This window comes from Acidovorax sp. FG42 (assembly GCF_057809195.1).
In genome coordinates, this window is record NZ_JBMDJM010000006.1 from 198,787 (window position 1) to 213,897 (window position 15,111).

The 15,111-nt window shown below is 64.3% G+C and carries 21 protein-coding genes; 8 read left to right on the plus strand and 13 right to left on the minus strand.

Features of this window, described 5'->3' with window-relative positions:
• Window positions 1-16: 16 nt before the first annotated feature.
• Complete coding sequence (locus ACODSM_RS09050; RefSeq protein WP_015014994.1) at window positions 17-265, minus strand: hypothetical protein; 249 nt, start codon at window positions 263-265, stop codon at window positions 17-19.
• A gap of 260 nt (window positions 266-525) precedes the next feature.
• Between ACODSM_RS09050 and ACODSM_RS09055 the strand changes: the two genes are divergently transcribed.
• Window positions 526-1,311 carry a transporter substrate-binding domain-containing protein gene (locus ACODSM_RS09055; RefSeq protein WP_488805022.1) on the plus strand — a complete coding sequence of 262 codons (786 nt, stop codon included), beginning with the start codon at window positions 526-528 and terminating at the stop codon, window positions 1,309-1,311.
• Between the two features lie 42 nt (window positions 1,312-1,353).
• On the opposite strand, the gene ACODSM_RS09060 is transcribed toward ACODSM_RS09055, so the two are convergent.
• The 5 genes from ACODSM_RS09060 to ACODSM_RS09080 all read right to left on the minus strand — a co-directional run bounded on the left by ACODSM_RS09060 (window position 1,354) and on the right by ACODSM_RS09080 (window position 5,270).
• Window positions 1,354-1,809, minus strand: coding sequence for an SRPBCC family protein (locus ACODSM_RS09060; protein WP_488805023.1), 456 nt, complete (start codon window positions 1,807-1,809; stop codon window positions 1,354-1,356).
• A gap of 144 nt (window positions 1,810-1,953) precedes the next feature.
• Entirely contained in the window at window positions 1,954-2,271 is a 318-nt protein-coding gene (locus tag ACODSM_RS09065) for a DUF2322 family protein (RefSeq protein WP_488805024.1), read from the minus strand.
• Between the two features lie 152 nt (window positions 2,272-2,423).
• On the minus strand, window positions 2,424-2,753 hold the full coding sequence (locus tag ACODSM_RS09070; protein ID WP_015014990.1) for a hypothetical protein: 330 nt from the start codon (window positions 2,751-2,753) through the stop codon (window positions 2,424-2,426).
• A 61-nt stretch (window positions 2,754-2,814) separates the two neighbouring features.
• Entirely contained in the window at window positions 2,815-3,816 is a 1,002-nt protein-coding gene (locus ACODSM_RS09075; protein ID WP_436079158.1) for an FHA domain-containing protein, read from the minus strand.
• Window positions 3,813-5,270 carry a S1 family peptidase gene (locus tag ACODSM_RS09080; protein ID WP_488805025.1) on the minus strand — a complete coding sequence of 486 codons (1,458 nt, stop codon included), beginning with the start codon at window positions 5,268-5,270 and terminating at the stop codon, window positions 3,813-3,815. The genes ACODSM_RS09075 and ACODSM_RS09080 overlap by 4 nt, the downstream gene beginning before the upstream one ends.
• A gap of 224 nt (window positions 5,271-5,494) precedes the next feature.
• On the opposite strand from ACODSM_RS09080, the gene ACODSM_RS09085 reads away from it, so the two are divergent.
• A complete protein-coding gene (locus ACODSM_RS09085; RefSeq protein WP_488805026.1) occupies window positions 5,495-6,436 on the plus strand; it encodes a M14 family metallopeptidase in 942 nt (313 codons plus the stop codon).
• Window positions 6,437-6,491: 55 nt separating this feature from the next.
• Here the strand turns inward: ACODSM_RS09085 and ACODSM_RS09090 are convergent, their stop codons facing one another.
• The 6 genes from ACODSM_RS09090 to ACODSM_RS09115 all read right to left on the minus strand — a co-directional run bounded on the left by ACODSM_RS09090 (window position 6,492) and on the right by ACODSM_RS09115 (window position 8,858).
• Window positions 6,492-6,791: a hypothetical protein gene (locus ACODSM_RS09090; protein WP_488805027.1), complete on the minus strand. Its 300-nt coding sequence runs from the start codon at window positions 6,789-6,791 to the stop codon at window positions 6,492-6,494.
• Window positions 6,792-6,907: 116 nt separating this feature from the next.
• On the minus strand, window positions 6,908-7,201 hold the full coding sequence (locus ACODSM_RS09095) for a type II toxin-antitoxin system RelE/ParE family toxin (protein WP_060987399.1): 294 nt from the start codon (window positions 7,199-7,201) through the stop codon (window positions 6,908-6,910).
• Entirely contained in the window at window positions 7,198-7,431 is a 234-nt protein-coding gene (locus ACODSM_RS09100) for an addiction module protein (protein WP_209819930.1), read from the minus strand. The genes ACODSM_RS09095 and ACODSM_RS09100 overlap by 4 nt, the downstream gene beginning before the upstream one ends.
• Window positions 7,432-7,511: 80 nt before the next feature.
• The gene (locus ACODSM_RS09105; RefSeq protein ID WP_488805028.1) at window positions 7,512-7,802 is read right to left on the minus strand and encodes a nucleotidyltransferase family protein; all 291 of its coding nucleotides are present in this window, start codon (window positions 7,800-7,802) and stop codon (window positions 7,512-7,514) included.
• An 89-nt stretch (window positions 7,803-7,891) separates the two neighbouring features.
• Window positions 7,892-8,206, minus strand: a complete 315-nt coding sequence (locus tag ACODSM_RS09110; protein ID WP_488805029.1) for a nucleotidyltransferase family protein — start codon at window positions 8,204-8,206, stop codon at window positions 7,892-7,894.
• 103 nt (window positions 8,207-8,309) lie between these two features.
• Window positions 8,310-8,858, minus strand: a complete 549-nt coding sequence (locus ACODSM_RS09115; protein ID WP_488805030.1) for a DUF924 family protein — start codon at window positions 8,856-8,858, stop codon at window positions 8,310-8,312.
• 197 nt (window positions 8,859-9,055) lie between these two features.
• On the opposite strand from ACODSM_RS09115, the gene ACODSM_RS09120 reads away from it, so the two are divergent.
• Entirely contained in the window at window positions 9,056-9,727 is a 672-nt protein-coding gene (locus ACODSM_RS09120) for a hypothetical protein (protein WP_488805031.1), read from the plus strand.
• 98 nt (window positions 9,728-9,825) lie between these two features.
• Here the strand turns inward: ACODSM_RS09120 and ACODSM_RS09125 are convergent, their stop codons facing one another.
• Complete coding sequence (locus tag ACODSM_RS09125; RefSeq protein ID WP_488805032.1) at window positions 9,826-11,661, minus strand: glutamine--tRNA ligase/YqeY domain fusion protein; 1,836 nt, start codon at window positions 11,659-11,661, stop codon at window positions 9,826-9,828.
• A gap of 171 nt (window positions 11,662-11,832) precedes the next feature.
• Here ACODSM_RS09125 and ACODSM_RS09130 point away from each other — a divergent pair, with 171 nt between their 5' ends.
• From ACODSM_RS09130 to ACODSM_RS09150, 5 genes are all read left to right on the plus strand, one after another.
• Window positions 11,833-12,168, plus strand: coding sequence for a hypothetical protein (locus ACODSM_RS09130; RefSeq protein ID WP_056640282.1), 336 nt, complete (start codon window positions 11,833-11,835; stop codon window positions 12,166-12,168).
• A gap of 174 nt (window positions 12,169-12,342) precedes the next feature.
• Window positions 12,343-12,816, plus strand: a complete 474-nt coding sequence (gene aroQ, locus ACODSM_RS09135; RefSeq protein ID WP_488805033.1) for a type II 3-dehydroquinate dehydratase — start codon at window positions 12,343-12,345, stop codon at window positions 12,814-12,816.
• Window positions 12,817-12,843: 27 nt separating this feature from the next.
• Complete coding sequence (arfB, locus tag ACODSM_RS09140) at window positions 12,844-13,257, plus strand: alternative ribosome rescue aminoacyl-tRNA hydrolase ArfB (RefSeq protein WP_488805034.1); 414 nt, start codon at window positions 12,844-12,846, stop codon at window positions 13,255-13,257.
• 160 nt (window positions 13,258-13,417) lie between these two features.
• Window positions 13,418-14,248: a DODA-type extradiol aromatic ring-opening family dioxygenase gene (locus tag ACODSM_RS09145; RefSeq protein ID WP_488805035.1), complete on the plus strand. Its 831-nt coding sequence runs from the start codon at window positions 13,418-13,420 to the stop codon at window positions 14,246-14,248.
• A 58-nt stretch (window positions 14,249-14,306) separates the two neighbouring features.
• Entirely contained in the window at window positions 14,307-14,978 is a 672-nt protein-coding gene (locus ACODSM_RS09150) for an alpha/beta hydrolase (protein WP_488805036.1), read from the plus strand.
• The last annotated feature ends 133 nt before the right edge of the window (window positions 14,979-15,111 follow it).

Here is a 15,111-nt window from a genome sequence, read left to right on the forward strand (position 1 = left end):
CCCGGTGTTTGAAGGGTCAGTGCGTCACAAACTCGTACGCCACTTCTTCACTCTCCACCATCTCCAGCACCTCGTTGAGCTCGTCTTCGTTTTCGCTGCTGCTCCACATGTCTTCGGGGTCGTTGGCAAACAGGGGCTCGATGGCCAGATCCAGAAACTTGTTGTCGGCCATCTGGATGACGGGCGTGCCTTCGGAGGTTTCGACCAGTTGCCAGTCGTCGGGCACGGTCATTTCGAGCTGGATGGTGACGTTGAGTTTTTTCATGAGGTTCCTTGTTGGGTAGGTGCGGTGGGTGGTTGGCGCCAGCCGTTGGCAGCGCCTTCAGGGCATGCAGGGTAACCCAGCAGGGTGGCAATGCCTGCGCGGTGCCATCATGGGGCACGCACAGTGACACGCACATGGCACGTTGAATGCTTGGTGCTGGCGTATTCTCTGGTGGCCCCGCCTGGGCTGGTGCGCGCAGCATTGGCCGGGCGGGCTTGATTCATCCCTTCTGCACCCTTTGCCTTCTGGAGCCCTTTCCCATGATCCCCAAGAAATCACTCGCCGTGGCTGCGGCCGCGCTGTTTGCCGCCATGTCTCTCGTCTCCCAGGCCGCGCATGCCGGCCCCCGGCTCGACAAGATCATGGAGACCAAGGTCATCCGCGTAGGCACGCCGGGTGACTACCGCCCCTTTGCCATCAAGACCGACGCGGGCTACAGCGGCCACGACATCGACGTGATCGAAACCATGGCCAAGGAGCTGGGGGTGAAGATCGAGTACGTGCAGACCTCGTGGCCCAACCTGGTGAAGGACCTGCAGGGCGACAAGTTCGACGTGGCCGTGGGCGGCATCACCCGCAACGTCAACCGCATGCGCATTTTTGACATGCTGCCCGGCTACGCGCCGTTTGGCAAAGTGGCCCTGGTGCGCGCGGCCGACAAGGCCAAGTACACCAGCGTGGACGCGATGAACCAGCCCACCGTGCGCGTCATCAAGAACCCCGGCGGCACCAACGAGACCTATGTGCTCGCCAACCTCAAGGCCGCCCAGGTCAGCACGCACGACAAGAACGCCGAGATCCCCGCGCTGATTGCTGAGGGCAAGGGCGACGTGATGATCACCGAAACGTATGAAGCCCTGCACTACGCCAAGGCCGACCCGCGCCTGGCTGCAGCGTTTGTGGACGCACCGCTCACGCCCAAGAACTACCTGGGCTTCATGCTGCCCACCGACGACGCCGACTACGTGCGGGTGATGGGCTTTGTGTGGGGCCTGGTGGACAGCCGGGGCACCATCAAGCAGGCCGCTGACAAGTGGTTGAAGTAATTCAGCTGCAGTGACTTGAGCCGGGAGTTCTGCGCGTGTGTGTCACTCGCCCGGAATCTCCGGCTCCACCAGCAGCGCCAGCAGCTGCAGCGACTCCTGCCAGCCCAGGTAGCACATCTCGGTCGGGATCACCGCCGGGATGCCCGCCTGCACGATGGACACCTCGGTGCCCGTCATCACCTTTTTGAGCTGGATGGTGGTGCGCATCTCGCCCGGCAGATTGGGGTCGTCAAACCGGTCGGTGTGCACGATGCGCTCGCCCGGCACCAGCTCCACATACTCGCCGCCAAATGCGTGCGTGCCGCCGCTGCTCAGGTTGGTGAACTGCATGCGGTAGCTGCCGCCCACGCGCGCATCCAGGCTCAGCACCCGGCCCGTGAAGCCATGGGGCGGTAGCCATTTGCATAGGGCGTCGGCATCCAGAAACGCGCGGTAGATGCGTTCGGCCGGTGCGCGCAGCACGCGGTGCAGAGTGACGGTGCCGGTAGTGGTGGTCATGCGGGGTCTCCTTGAGGGTGGACATCAGGGGGGATGAAAGCGTGAACCGCCGAACGATATCGCTCATTCAACGTGTTCATACCCCTACGACGAACGGGCCTGCGCGTTTTCGACAACCTGCCGCTGCCACGGCAACTTTTTGTCTCAGGCTGCGATGGTGCGCACCGCAAAGCTCTCGCTGCCCTGCGCCCAGGCCAGCAGCCGGTCGATGTTGGGGTGCTTGCCCGGAAAGGCGCGCGCATCCGCCACATGCTCCGCATACCACTCCAGCCCCAGGCTGGCGGCTGCAGGCGTGATCTGCCCGCCATACAGCGCCGCCAGCGCGGCATACACCACCAGCGACCCGGTCTGGCCGGGCTTGTTCTCGATGGTGGCCTGCACTTGGCCGTCCGCGCCCAGCAGTTGCAGGGCGGCGAGGTGGCTGGCGGAAGGGAGTTGCTTCAGGCGGTCTGCGAAGTTCATGGCGGTCAAATTCAAGTGAAATGGGCCGCAAGCGCTAGAAGATCATGCGCGAGCAGCTATAAAAAAGTGAGTGGGTGAATCAGCGGGGCGGAATCTTAAAGGATGCGAGTGGGGCCCAGACTTTGAACAGGCGCCTCCCCTTGAGCAGGCGCTCACGCCTGCCACACACCAAACCCGGCCGAGCGCAGGTCGATGCCAATCTCGATCTCCCGGTCCACCGCCTCCTCGTAGGTCATGGGGTTGAAGCCCTCGTACAGGTCCGGCAGCAGCCGCAGGCCGTACTGCGTCACAAACCGGTTGGCCTGGATGCCCGCCTTGTGCTTGTCAAACCGCACATCCGGGTCCAGCCCCGTCATGCCCACGTACACGCAGGGCTTGCCGTCGATGTAGCCAGGGTTGCACTTGCGAAAGCGCGGCTCCAGCAGCACGTCTTTGGAGAGTTCGACCACATAGACGTGGTGGTGGGGCTTGCGGCGGCGCATGGGGGGCTGGTGGGGTGGGGCGGCGTGGGTTTGGGCAGCTTTACGCAGTCCGTCTTGTGGCCTACTCGTCGTCCTCATCCGCCAGCCCGTCGTCCCGCAGGCGCCGGTCCAGCTTGCCGCGCAGCGCATCGGCGTCCTGCAGGAACTGGTCCACCGGCACCGCAGGGGCCACGCGCAGGGCGGGAGGGAACAGGCTGCTCATGTACAGCTCGTTGCCCAGCCGCATGCGGTTGAGCCACTGCGCGCCCAACCACGACGGCACACCCAGCAGCACCACAGCCGCCATGGCCCAGGCCAGGCCCACGCGGCGGCGGGGCAGCACGGTGGCCAGGTGGGCGTGCAGCGCACCGGCCAGCACCAGCACCATCAGCACCGGGGCAAACCGAGACAGCGACTCCAGCGAGAACGTGAACGCCGTCAGATAGCTCAGCAGCTGCACCGCGTCGGCCACCAGCACTGCGGCGCACGCGATGCGCACGTGGCGCCAGAACCGCAGCTGGCTGCCAAACAGCTTGTTGGCCACGGACCACAGACCCGCCCAGGCCCCCACCACCGCCAGCGTGGTCAACAGCAACAGGGGCAGCGACTTCAGGTACTGCGCGGCGTCGCGGGCCTCCAGCCACGACTCTCCCAGCCCGGCCAGCAGCACCAGCACCGCCAGCGCGGCCGTGGTGCCCACCGTGCGCCACGGAAACTGCGGCAGCGCCTGCTCCTCGGCAATGGGCGCATCGGCCAGGCGCAGGTGGATGTGGGTGTGGCCCAGGTCGACGGGCATGCCATCGGGCCAGTCAAAGCGTTCGCCCTGGGTATGCTGCTTGCGCTGCAGGCGTGCGCCGTTGCGTGTCTCCAGCACCTCGACCTGCACGGTGCGGGGCTCGTCCACCGCGCGGTCAATGCGCAGGTGCCGGGGCGCCACAAACGGGTCGTCCAGCACCAGGTCGCAGTCCAGCGCGCGGCCCACCGTCACGGGCCAGCGGGTGATGGGCGCACGCGCCAGCAGCGCGCCGTGGCGGTCAAACGCCTCGATCAGCCCCAGGGTGGTGGTGGTTGGCATCGCGCTCATGGTGCGGCCTCCCAGCGAAAGGCCTTGAGGTAGTGGCTTGCCAGCTTCATGCCGTTGTCAAACGCAATGCCCTGCACATCCAGGCGGCCCAGCACGCCCCGTGTGGGCTGGTTGACCGAGGTGGCCAGCACCGTCATGTTGTACAGGCCGGTCAGCTTGCGGTAGGCCGACAGGCACACCACCGCACGCAGCGGCACGGTGCCGGGGTCCACAAACCGCTCGGTGCACTCGGCCGCCGTCTGGTGGCGGTTGCCGCGTGTAGGCAGGCGCTCGTTGGCAAAACTTTGCGAGTACATGCGGGCAAACCGGGCTGCGCCCAGCGTGGGGGCGTTGTAGGCCTCATAAGACAGGCGCACCGCGCCGGTGCTGAAGTCGCCCGCCACCACATCGCTGTCGGCCTGGCACTGCGTGCGCTCCAGGTTCAGCCCGGGGAAGGCCGGGTCACGCCCCGATCCCCAGCACCGCGCCAGCGCATCGTCGGGCACGGGCAGGCGGTAATTGCCATGGCGCTGCTCGCGAAACGGCGCTTTCAAGAACCGGTCCGTCAGCAGTTGCTGGTGCTCCATCAGCTGCCGCGTCATCTCGGCGTGCGCGGCCTGCGTGATGGGCTGGGCGTTGGCTGCGCGCTGCACCAGCGCCTGCGCAAACTCAGCCGGTATCAAGAAGCTCACCTGCTCGCCATCGAGCCGCTTGGCAACGTTCACACCCAACACCCGGCCTGCGTCGTCCACGGCGGGGCCACCGCTCATGCCGGGGTTGAGTGCGCCGCCAAAAAAGATGCGTGGGTAAAAGCTGCGCTTGACCAGCCCGTTGTAGGTGCCCTCGGTCACCGCAAAGCCAATATCCAGCGGGTTGCCCAGCGAGTAAATGCGCTCGCCCTGCGCCAGCGCGTCGGTGGTGGGCCGAAAGCCCAGCACCGGCGCCGCTGCCGTGCGCCCCTTGGCGCGCAGCACGGCCAGGTCGCGCTGCACGTCAAACGCCAGCAGCTCCACCTCGCCCTCCTGCCCCTCCATCGTCACGTACACGCCCCGGTAGCGCTCGGGCTCCAGCGCCAGCTGGCTGGCCACGTGAAAGTTGGTGACGATCAGCCCATCGGCCGACACAAAAAAGCCCGAGCCAATCGACGCCTGCGTGTTGGCGTTGCGCAGCAGCGTGCGGATCTGCACCAGCTTGTCGCGCGACAGCTCGTAAATGCGCCGCGCATCGCGCGACAGCTCGTAAATGCGCCGCGCATCGCGCGACAGCAGGGCTGCATCGGCCGCTGTGGGCGAGGCGGCTGCAGCGCTCCCTGGTGTGGGTGCTGTGCCATCCACAGGGGCACTGCCCGCCGGGCGCGTAGCCGGGGTGCTGGCAGCTGCGGGTTGGGGGGCGGGCTGTGCGTGCGCGAGCGCACACAGCAGCAAGAGCAGCAACGATGTCACCAGCCGCAAGGGCCGAATCAAAGGGAAGGGCATCGCGGTATTCTATGAACGCCCTGCGACAAGCCTTAGAGCGGCTAACAAAACTCTTCTGGCGTCGTTGCTGTGTCTTGTCGTACTGCTCGTACTGCCTGCGACACAGCGCCTAGCCAGAACCGCTTCGCTGAGTTTTGTTAGCCGCTCTTATTGGCGTTGTCCATTCCCTTGGCCCAGCTTGCCGCCGGGCCTGCCATTCACCTGCCACTCCATCCCACGCACCCATGCAACCCACCTCCACCTATCCCATCGGCACACCCGGCCAGCCCTGGGGCGCGGCAGAACGCGAGCAGTGGCGCGCACGCCAGATGCGCCAGCGCAGCTACGCCGACGACGTGCTCACGGCCATCGAGGCACTGCGGGGCCGGTTTGACGTGGAGATGTACGGCGACGTGATTTATGCCGATGCCCAGCACCCGGCAGAGCGCTTTCCCTTGCGGGCCCTGCGCAGCCGCAACTGGCAGCCCGGCCTGCCCAGCGTGCTGGTCACCGGCGGGGTGCACGGCTACGAGACCAGTGGCGTGCACGGCGCGCTGCGGTTTGTGGACACTCATGCCGAACGCTTTGCAGGCCGCTCCAACCTGCTGGTCGTGCCCTGCGTCAGCCCCTGGGCGTATGAGCGCGTTCAGCGCTGGAACTTTGACGCCATCGACCCCAACCGTTCGTTCCGCGAAGGCTCGCCCGCGCAGGAGTCCGCGGCCCTCATGCGCCTGGTGGCGCCACTGCACGGCCAGTTTGCCGCCCACATCGACCTGCACGAAACCACCGATACCGACGAATCCGAATACCGCCCCGCCGTGGCCGCGCGCGACGGCAAGGTGTTCGAGCCCGGCAGCATCCCCGACGGCTTTTACCTGGTGGACGACACCGACAACCCGCAGCCCGCCTTCCAGCAAGCCATCATCGAGGCCGTCAGCCGTGTGACCCACATCGCGCCTGCGGACGAGAAGAACGAAATCATCGGCACGCCCGTGGTGGCGCCGGGCGTCATCCACTACCCGATGAAGCAGTGGGGCCTGTGCGCGGGCATCAGCGGCGCGCGCTACACCACCACAACGGAGGTCTACCCCGACAGCCCCCGCGCCACGCCCGAGCAGTGCATTGAGGCGCAGGTGGCGGCGGTCTGTGCGGCGGTGGAGTTTGTGCTGGCCGACGCGCAACTCTGAGGGTTGCGGCCCTGTGCGGCGCGGCTTCGTATTTTTGGTGCTTTCTTGGCGCTCGTTACGGAGCGCTTCCCAAAGCGCCCAGCAGCCGGGCACTCACCTCGGCCGCATCCAGCGCCGCGAACGCCATGTTGTGCTGCTCCGTCAGCGGCCCATGGCCCGGCTCCATGCGGCCTGCGGCGTCATAGCCCATGGCCTTGAACTTCCACACCCCGCCAACCAGCTTGAGCGAGCCCACATGCGCTCCATCGGCCGTGTGCACGGACACCACAGCGGCGTTGATGGGCAGTAGCTGCAAGGGGCCTGCCAGTGGGCCGGGCGGTATGTGGGCGAAGGTGGGGGTGAACGGAGGCGTCATTGAGGGGTTTTATCGGTGCCGCAGTTGCTTGGATGAAATTGGCCTTTGGCGCTTGATAGATAAGCGCAAGCAGCTATCAATATTGAAGTTGTAGCGGTTGCGGTGGCGCCTCACGCTCAACCAAGCCGATTCTTCCAATAGTCTGGCTTGCGGTGCTGGTGCGCTACGGCCAGCACCAGAATGCCTGGGCCATCCTGCGTGTAGACCACGCTATAGGGAAACCGCCGCAATCGGCAGCGTCGAATCTCTGGCCTCAGTGGGTGCCACGCCTGGGGAAACTGCTCAACAAGCCGCAATGTTTTGAGGACTTCGATCAAGAAGGCATCGCCCAGCCCCGGCGCTTGTTCTGCGTACCAAGCGATAGCGTCGTCCAGCTCCATTTGTGCTGGCTCCAGCAAGCGGATGCTCATGTGCGCGGGGAAGCCGTTTGGTACTTGGCAATCACATCGGACAGGGCCACTGCCTTGATTTCACCGCGCCGGTAGGCAGCAAGGCGGTCGCTGGCTTCATTGGCCCAGAGCGTGTCCAGAGCGGCGTCGGGCTGGTCCAGGCTGTCCAGGATGCGCTCCACCACTTCCATGCGCTCTGCGGGGGGCAGCTGAGCGGCTTGGGCGCTGAGGGCTTCGGCTGTGGTGGTCATGGCGGCTCCAGGGGCGTCGGTACAAAGCGTCACTATAACTAGGCGAAGACACCTGCCAGAGCGCGCCTGGTGCACTGGGCTTATACGGCCATCGCCTCGCGCAGCACCTGGTCCCGGAAGCTGGCGGGCAGGCTGTTGGGGGTGAGCACATCCACCTCGATGCCCAGCAACTGCTTCAGTTCAAACCGGATCGCGCCAATGTCCATCAGCGTGGTTTGCGCGGTGGGCTCTACCAACAGGTCCAGGTCACTGTCGGCCGTGTCGTCCCCATGCAGCGCCGACCCAAACACCCGCACGCTGCTCACGCGGTGGCGAAGGGCAATCTCGCGGATTTGCGAGCGGTGCAGTGAAAGGGCTTCGGAGGGGCGCATGGTTTGAAGTTTAGCGGCGCTGCGTGTTTACGAGCCAAATTGGCATCTGGTGCCTACAGGGATTACGCTAGCAGCTACTAAAAAGATAGCTAATCTTCTGCGGAAAAGATGATCGCGCGTTGCCGGTTGATACTGGCCAGCACATAGGGGTTGCGCACCGCGCCCGGCTCCACCAAATCCACGCCCCGGCCCAGCAGGGCTTCCAGATCGGCCTTGGCGCCAAAAATGGAGTGGAGCCCGGGTTCAACACCCGGAGCAAACTCCACCAGAAAGTCGGCGTCGCTGTGGGCGGGGTCAAAGTCACTGGCCCGTGCCGCCGAGCCAAACACCTCCAGCCGCCGAATGCCGTAGCGCTGGCAGATAGCAGCAATGCCGGTGCGGTATTGAGCGATGGCGGGATGCATGGGCGCAGTTCAATCGAGCACCTCATTGACCGCCATATTGGCCTGTAGCGCTTGTTTGATAAGCGGTAAGTGCTATGAAGAATATAGCGAAATGGTGCGATGCCTAAAACGATGACCCCGGTTCGCTCAAAAACGCCAGTTCTTCGGGCGTGGAGATGCGGCCCAGCAACGCGTTCCGGTGCGGGTAGCGCCCAAACCGGTCGATGATGGCCTTGTGCCGCCGCTCAAAGTCCAGGTTGTTTTCCAGGCCCGGCTGCGCAAACAGCGTGAGGGCTTGTTCATGAATCACGGCAGATTCGCTGTGCATGTACGGCATGTAGGCGAACACGCGCTGCGCCGTGGGCAGGCTGCGGTCCTGCCCGCTGGCCACCAGCTCTTGCGCCAGGGCAAGGGCCAGCGCGTCTTGCGCAAAGGCGCGGGCGGTATCGCGGTACACATTGCGCGAGAACTGGTCCAGCACCAGGATTTCTGCCAACCGGCCTTCTGGGGTGGCGCGCCAAGTGAACAGTTCGCAGCGGCTAGCGGCCTCCAGCGTGGGGCCGAATCGGGTGCGGATGGATTCGTCGAGGGCGATGTCTTTGACGAAGTGCTGCTGGGGACTGAGTTCGGTGAACCAGAAGTAGAGGATATGGGTCAGTGATAGCGGCGCCATAGCGTGGGATCAGTGTGGGTAGTGTTCTTGCCTGCTTACAACCAAGATCGGCGGTTTGCAGCGAATTAAGCCAAGAGAATTAGGTTTTGATGGAGACAATCTCCACCTCGAATCACTAACAGTGAGCATTCCAGATGTAAGCAGATTACCTCCGGCTCTACCAGCAACTCGGTCGACTTCTTGAGACGGCACCGGATGTGTCTACGTATCAAGCTTGTAGTCAACCAGCAGTTCTTCAATGGTTGGGGCGAGGTCACGCACTGGTCAAGGCTGTCAATGTCGGTGCTGGCTACGACGCCATCGCGTTTACAAGCGCAATGGATGGTTTGCGAACCGCGGGTTGGTCGTCAGCCATTGCACAGATTTTTCAGATTCTGTATCGCGCGATTGGTCACTGCGAACTTCAATTGCCGGCAGGATCTGGCGGTTCTTTTATCGCTGTTGGGAATAGCTTTGACGCATTTACAGCGGTTACAAAAATTTTTGATGATGCAAAGCTAGACGTCCTGATCGTTGATCCGTATTTGGATCAAACTGCTCTCGTCGATTTTGGTCTCGCTGTTCCGGAGGGCGTACACCTCAGACTTTTGGCCGACACCGCTGATCACAAAGCAACCTTGAAACCTGCCGCTGAAAAGTGGATTTCCCAGTACGGAGACAGAAGACCCTTAAGTGTTCGCCTAGCACCTGCCAAATCTATACATGATCGGGCAATCTTCATAGATCAACGAGAAGCCTGGACGATTACTCAGTCCTTGAAAGATCTTGCGAAGCGTGCTCCCGCCGAGATTATTCGGGCGGACTCTATTGCTGCACTCAAAGTGGAGGCATATGAGCAAATATGGGTAACGTCCGTGAGCTTGGTTTAGGCGAGTGATTCACTGACAGCTTAGGGCCAAGCTGACTCCAGTCGATAAAAAAGGCCAGCAAACCTGAAAGTCTGCCGGCCTCTTCGATTCACGGGGAATTACTTTCCCCATGAATCCTTCAACCCCACCGCCAAGTTAAACACCGGCTTATCCGCTTTGTGATCAATCCGGTCCGCCACAAAGTACCCGTGCCGCTCAAACTGGAACTTGTCGTCCGGCTTGGCGTTGGCCAATGACGGCTCCACGATGGCCGTCACCACCTTCAGGCTGTTCGGGTTCAGGCTTTCGATGAAGTCCTTGCCGCCCGCGTCGGGGTGGGCGTCCAGGAACAGGCGGTCGTACATGCGCACTTCGGCGTTCACGCCGTCGGCCACGCCCACCCAGGTGATGGCGGCCTTGACCTTGACGCTGTCGGCGCCGGGGGTGCCGCTCTTGGTGTCGGGCACCACGGTGGCCAGCACTTCGGTGATGTTGCCGTCCGCGTCTTTGGTGCAGCCAGTGCATTCAATGACGTAGCCGCCCTTCAGGCGCACCTTGTTGCCGGGGAAGAGGCGCTTGTAGCCCTTGGGGGGCACTTCTTCAAAGTCTTCGCGCTCGATCCAGACTTCCTTGCCGATGGTGAAGTGGCGCACGGGGCTTTCCACACCCTCGGGTGGGTGGGGCAGGGCGGGCAGGCTGCAGGGCTCCAGGTGGCCTGCGCCCATCACGTCGTCCCAGTTGGTCAGCACCAGCTTGACGGGGTTGAGCACGGCCATGCCGCGGTGGGCCTTCAGCTCCAGGTCTTCGCGCAGGCAGCCTTCCAGGGTGCTGTAGTCGATCCAGCTGTCGGATTTGGTGACGCCGATGCGCTCGGCAAAGGTCTGGATAGCGGCGGGCGTGTAGCCACGGCGGCGCAGGCCGACGATGGTGGGCATGCGGGGGTCGTCCCAGCCGCTGACCTTGTGGTCGTACACCAGCTGGGCAAGCTTGCGTTTGCTGGTGATGACGTAGGTGAGGTTCAGGCGCGCAAATTCGTACTGGCGGGGGGGCGGGCTGGACAGCAAGCCGCCCTCGGTCAGGCGCTCCAGCAGCCAGTCGTAGAAGGGGCGCTGGTCTTCAAACTCCAGCGTGCACAGGCTGTGGGTGATCTGCTCCAGCGCGTCCTCAATAGGGTGCGCGTAGGTGTACATGGGGTAGATGCACCAGGTGTCGCCCGTGTTGTGGTGCGTGGCGCGGCGGATGCGGTAGATGGCCGGGTCGCGCATGTTGATGTTGGGGCTGGCCATGTCGATCTTGGCGCGCAGCACCATGGAGCCGTCTTCGTGCTGGCCGTCCTTCATCTCGCGGAAGATGCGCAGGTTTTCTGCCGGGGTGCGGCTGCGGAAGGGGCTGTCCACGCCGGGCTTGCTGAAGTCGCCCCGGTTCACGCGCATTTGTTCGGCGGTCTGTTCGTCCACGTAGGCGTGACCGGCTTCGATCAGGTATTCGGCCGCGCGGTACATGAAGTCGAAGTAGTCGCTGGCCTGGTAGGGGGCGGCGCTGCCGGGGGCCTGGCCGATCTGTGTCCAGTCAAAACCGAGCCATTTCACGGCGTCGATGATGCTGTTCACGTATTCGGTGTCTTCTTTTTCGGGGTTGGTGTCATCAAAGCGCAGGTGGCACACGCCGCCGTAGTCGCGCGCCAGGCCGAAGTTGATGCAGATGCTCTTGGCGTGGCCCACGTGCAGGTAGCCGTTGGGTTCGGGCGGGAAGCGGGTGCGGATCTTGGCGGGGTCGGGCTCGCCCTGGGCGTGGTGGGCGGCGTCGCCGGGGGTGCCGGCCCAGCGGCGGGTGGCGTAGGTGCCTTTTTCCAGGTCGTGTTCGATGATCTGGCGCAAAAAGTTGCTGGGCTTGACGGTTTCAGCGGCCGCAGAAGTAGCTGTGGCGGCGGTATTGGCGGGGGAGGGGGTGCTCATCCAGCCATTTTAGGCGGCGGTTTCGTGACGGTTTACGCATTAAAACAAGCGCGTGTACGTTCAGACACAACGTAAAGACGGTTTTGTGCCATCCTTTTAGGCACTTGGTGCGTTGTGTACCGGTGAGGTGTGTCCTTTTGGTGGGCCGCCCTCATTCACTAGGAGATTTCCATGACGAAAACCCGTTCTGTTTCTACTGCGGCCGCTGTGGCGGGTGTGGCATTGGCCCTGTTGGCTGGTGCTGGCTCCGCCCAGGCCCGCGATGTCAATTGGTCCGTGGGCATTGGCGTGCCCGGCGTGGTGGTGGGGGCCAGCAATGGCTACTACGCCCCCGCCCCGGTTTACGTGGCACCGCCCCCACCCGTGTATTACGCTCCCCCTCCACGCCCCGTGTACTACAGCGCTCCCCCGGTGTACTACACACCACCCCCAGCGGTGGTTTACGGCGGTTATGGCTACGGCCACCGCCACCACGGGCACGGCCACGGTCGCCACTGGGACCGTTGATCAGCCCCCAGCGGCTGGTCTGTCACCAACCTCTTGGGCGCGAGTCGCTCACAGGCAGCGTTGCACAGGCTGCCTTTTACAGCGGTCCTTCGGGGCCGCTTTTTTCTTGGCGCTTCATAATCCCGCACTCTGGCCTGCCAGCGTGGCAGGCGCATCGCCCCGGAGACCCTGTCTGTGACTGCCAATAAAACCGTTTTTGTCCTCAATGGCCCCAATCTGAACTTGCTGGGTACGCGCGAGCCCGCCGTGTACGGCGCCGCCACCCTGGCCGATGTGGAAAAGCTCTGCACCGACGCCTGCAGCCGCCACGGTTTCGCGCTGCGTTTTCACCAAAGCAACCACGAAGGGGCCTTGGTGGACTGGATTCATGAGGCTGGCCGACTGCATGCGGCGGGCGAGCTGGCAGGCGTGGTGATGAACGCCGGGGCCTACACCCACACCAGCATTGCCCTGCACGACGCCATCAAGGGCACGGGCATCACCCTGATCGAGCTGCACATCAGCAACGTGCACGCGCGCGAGGCCTACCGCCACCATTCGTACATGGCTGCCGCTGCCAAGGCAGTGATGTGCGGATTTGGGGTGCTGGGCTATGGCCTGGCGATTGACGGGCTGGCGCAGTTGCTGGCCCAGCAGCCAGCGGCCTGATGGCTGGGCTCGGGGAGTTTCACGACCGTGGCCCCGCTGCCCCTGCAGGTCTCAGAAGGCGAGGTTGACATTACCGCCATGCGCGCCCAGGGCGCGGGCGGGCAGAACGTCAACAAGGTATCCAGCGCGGTCCACCTGCGGTTTGACGTGGCGGCATCGTCGCTGCCCGAAGGCGTGAAGGAGCGCCTGCTGGCCCTGCGCGACACCCGCATCACCCAAGACGGTGTGGTGGTCATCAAGGCCCAGCAATACCGCAGCCAAGAGTTGAACCGCGCCGACGCCCTGGAGCGCCTGAACGCGCTGGTCAACAGCGTGGCCGTGCCGCCCCGCGTGCGCAGGGCCACCAAACCCACCTATGGCTCGCAACAGCGGCGCTTGCAAAGCAAAACGCAGCGGGGCGAGACCAAGGCGCTGCGGGGCAGGGTGCGCGACGGGTCCTGAGGCTTGCGCGTCAGGAGGGATGTGCAGGTGTTGCCCACCGTGCGCCATCGGCCTGTCAATGGTTGATTGGCATCACCCGTAGAACAATCTGTCTGCCCTGCAGGGCTTGGTATCGCAGGCTATCAGTCCTACATTCATGGCATCCCTTGTTGGAGTTGTCATGTCTGCCTCTGTCCAAGCCCCCGTTCCAGTTTCTGCTGCAATTCCCGCCCTGTTTGTGTCGCACGGCGCGCCCTTGTTTGCGCTGGATGCGGGCACCACCGGCCCGGCGCTGACGCAATGGGGCCAGAGCCTGAAGTCGCAGTACCCGGGCTTGCGGGGCGTGGTGGTCATGTCGCCGCACTGGATGGCGCGGTCTGCGCAGGTGATGACCGGGCCGCAGCCCGCCACCTGGCACGACTTTGGAGGGTTTCCCCCTGCGCTGTATCAGCTGCAATACCCGGCCCCCGGCTCACCCGCGCTGGCGCAGGAGGTGCTGGGCCTGCTGCAGGCCGCTGGCGTGGCCGCCCAAGGTGACGCCGCACGCCCCTTTGACCATGGCGCCTGGGTGCCGCTGATGCATCTGTTCCCGCAGGCCGACGTACCCGTCGTGCAGGTGGCCCTGCCCGTGGGCGCTGGCCCGGCCGAGGTGTATGCACTGGGCGCCGCTTTGCGCAGCCTGCGCAGCCAGGGCGTGCTGGTGGTGGGGTCGGGCAGCATGACGCACAACCTGGCCGAGTTTTTTGGCGGAGAGCGCGAACCTGCGCCCTATGTGCTGGAGTTCAGCCGCTGGATCGAGGATGCTCTGGCCCGTGGGGATATGGCCGCGTTGCTCAACTACCGCAGCCAGGCCCCCCATGCCCACCGCGCGCATCCGACCGAAGACCACTTCCTGCCCATCTTCTTTGCCCTGGGCGCTGCAGGCGAAGACCTGCACGCAAACTACTTGAGCCGCGAGGTGATGTACAGCATGCTGTCGATGGACGCGTTTGCGCTGGAGCCGGTGCACTGACACGGAAATCCTCGCACTCCACCCGTTTTTGGCCCTAAACCGTTCGAGGCGCACATTTATGCTTACCTTGCCGCTCTCCTTTTTGCAGCGCCCCGCTGCCGCCACGACACCCCGGCCCTGGCTGCTGGTGCTGATGCATGGCGTGGGCAGCAACGAGCAGGACCTGTTCAGCCTGGCCCCGCAGATCCCGGACCGGTTCCATGTGTTGAGCCTGCGGGCGCCGTTTCGTATGGGGCCGGGCTCGCACGCGTGGTTTGATTTCTCCATCGAGCCCAGCGGCGAGCGCACCATCAACGAAGAGCAGGAGGCGCAAAGCCGCGCCGTGGTGGCCCAGGCGGTCGAGTCTGCCGCCGAGCAGCTGGGCATTCCGCCCGAGCGGGTGGTGGTGGGCGGCTTCAGCCAGGGCGGCATCATGGCGCTGTCGCTGTTGCTCACCCGGCCCGCGTTGATGCATGCAGGCCTGGTGTGGCACAGCCGCCTGCTGCCGCAGGTGGTGCCGCTCACCGCACCTGCCGATGCGCTGCGCGGCAAGCAGCTGTGGCTGAGCCACGGCACCCACGACAACGTGATCCCGCTGGCCAACGCCCAGGCCATTGCCCACCACATGGCGCCGCTGCCGGTGACGGTGACGTACCGCGAGTTCCCCAGCGCGCACGAAATTCGCCCGTCCGAGCTGGCAGCCACGGTGGCCTGGCTGGAGTCGCTGTCCACCACACCGACGGCGTTTTAAGCAGGGCCTATTCGCGGGCCGGCCCGGGGCGGGCTACATCGCGTTACTGGGGCCTGGGTGTGCGGCTGTCCAATCGTGCACGCCCCATGTGGGACCGAGAGGGAACGCCTGACGCTGCGTAGGCTCGGACAAG

Excerpts from the sequence above, each read along its gene's own strand:
- ACODSM_RS09115 (WP_488805030.1), bottom strand. The coding sequence starts at position 8,858 with ATGGCGCCGCTATCACTGACCCATATCCTCTACTTCTGGTTCACCGAA.
- ACODSM_RS09050 (WP_015014994.1), bottom strand. The coding sequence starts at position 265 with ATGAAAAAACTCAACGTCACCATCCAGCTCGAAATGACCGTGCCCGAC.
- ACODSM_RS09090 (WP_488805027.1), bottom strand. The coding sequence starts at position 6,791 with ATGACGCCTCCGTTCACCCCCACCTTCGCCCACATACCGCCCGGCCCA.
- ACODSM_RS09145 (WP_488805035.1), top strand. The coding sequence starts at position 13,418 with ATGTCTGCCTCTGTCCAAGCCCCCGTTCCAGTTTCTGCTGCAATTCCC.
- ACODSM_RS09055 (WP_488805022.1), top strand. The coding sequence starts at position 526 with ATGATCCCCAAGAAATCACTCGCCGTGGCTGCGGCCGCGCTGTTTGCC.
- ACODSM_RS09110 (WP_488805029.1), bottom strand. The coding sequence starts at position 8,206 with ATGCATCCCGCCATCGCTCAATACCGCACCGGCATTGCTGCTATCTGC.
- ACODSM_RS09125 (WP_488805032.1), bottom strand. The coding sequence starts at position 11,661 with ATGAGCACCCCCTCCCCCGCCAATACCGCCGCCACAGCTACTTCTGCG.
- ACODSM_RS09095 (WP_060987399.1), bottom strand. The coding sequence starts at position 7,201 with ATGAGCATCCGCTTGCTGGAGCCAGCACAAATGGAGCTGGACGACGCT.
- ACODSM_RS09075 (WP_436079158.1), bottom strand. The coding sequence starts at position 3,816 with ATGAGCGCGATGCCAACCACCACCACCCTGGGGCTGATCGAGGCGTTT.
- ACODSM_RS09080 (WP_488805025.1), bottom strand. The coding sequence starts at position 5,270 with ATGCCCTTCCCTTTGATTCGGCCCTTGCGGCTGGTGACATCGTTGCTG.
- ACODSM_RS09065 (WP_488805024.1), bottom strand. The coding sequence starts at position 2,271 with ATGAACTTCGCAGACCGCCTGAAGCAACTCCCTTCCGCCAGCCACCTC.
- ACODSM_RS09105 (WP_488805028.1), bottom strand. The coding sequence starts at position 7,802 with ATGCGCCCCTCCGAAGCCCTTTCACTGCACCGCTCGCAAATCCGCGAG.
- ACODSM_RS09130 (WP_056640282.1), top strand. The coding sequence starts at position 11,833 with ATGACGAAAACCCGTTCTGTTTCTACTGCGGCCGCTGTGGCGGGTGTG.
- ACODSM_RS09100 (WP_209819930.1), bottom strand. The coding sequence starts at position 7,431 with ATGACCACCACAGCCGAAGCCCTCAGCGCCCAAGCCGCTCAGCTGCCC.
- ACODSM_RS09060 (WP_488805023.1), bottom strand. The coding sequence starts at position 1,809 with ATGACCACCACTACCGGCACCGTCACTCTGCACCGCGTGCTGCGCGCA.
- ACODSM_RS09150 (WP_488805036.1), top strand. The coding sequence starts at position 14,307 with ATGCTTACCTTGCCGCTCTCCTTTTTGCAGCGCCCCGCTGCCGCCACG.
- ACODSM_RS09085 (WP_488805026.1), top strand. The coding sequence starts at position 5,495 with ATGCAACCCACCTCCACCTATCCCATCGGCACACCCGGCCAGCCCTGG.
- ACODSM_RS09070 (WP_015014990.1), bottom strand. The coding sequence starts at position 2,753 with ATGCGCCGCCGCAAGCCCCACCACCACGTCTATGTGGTCGAACTCTCC.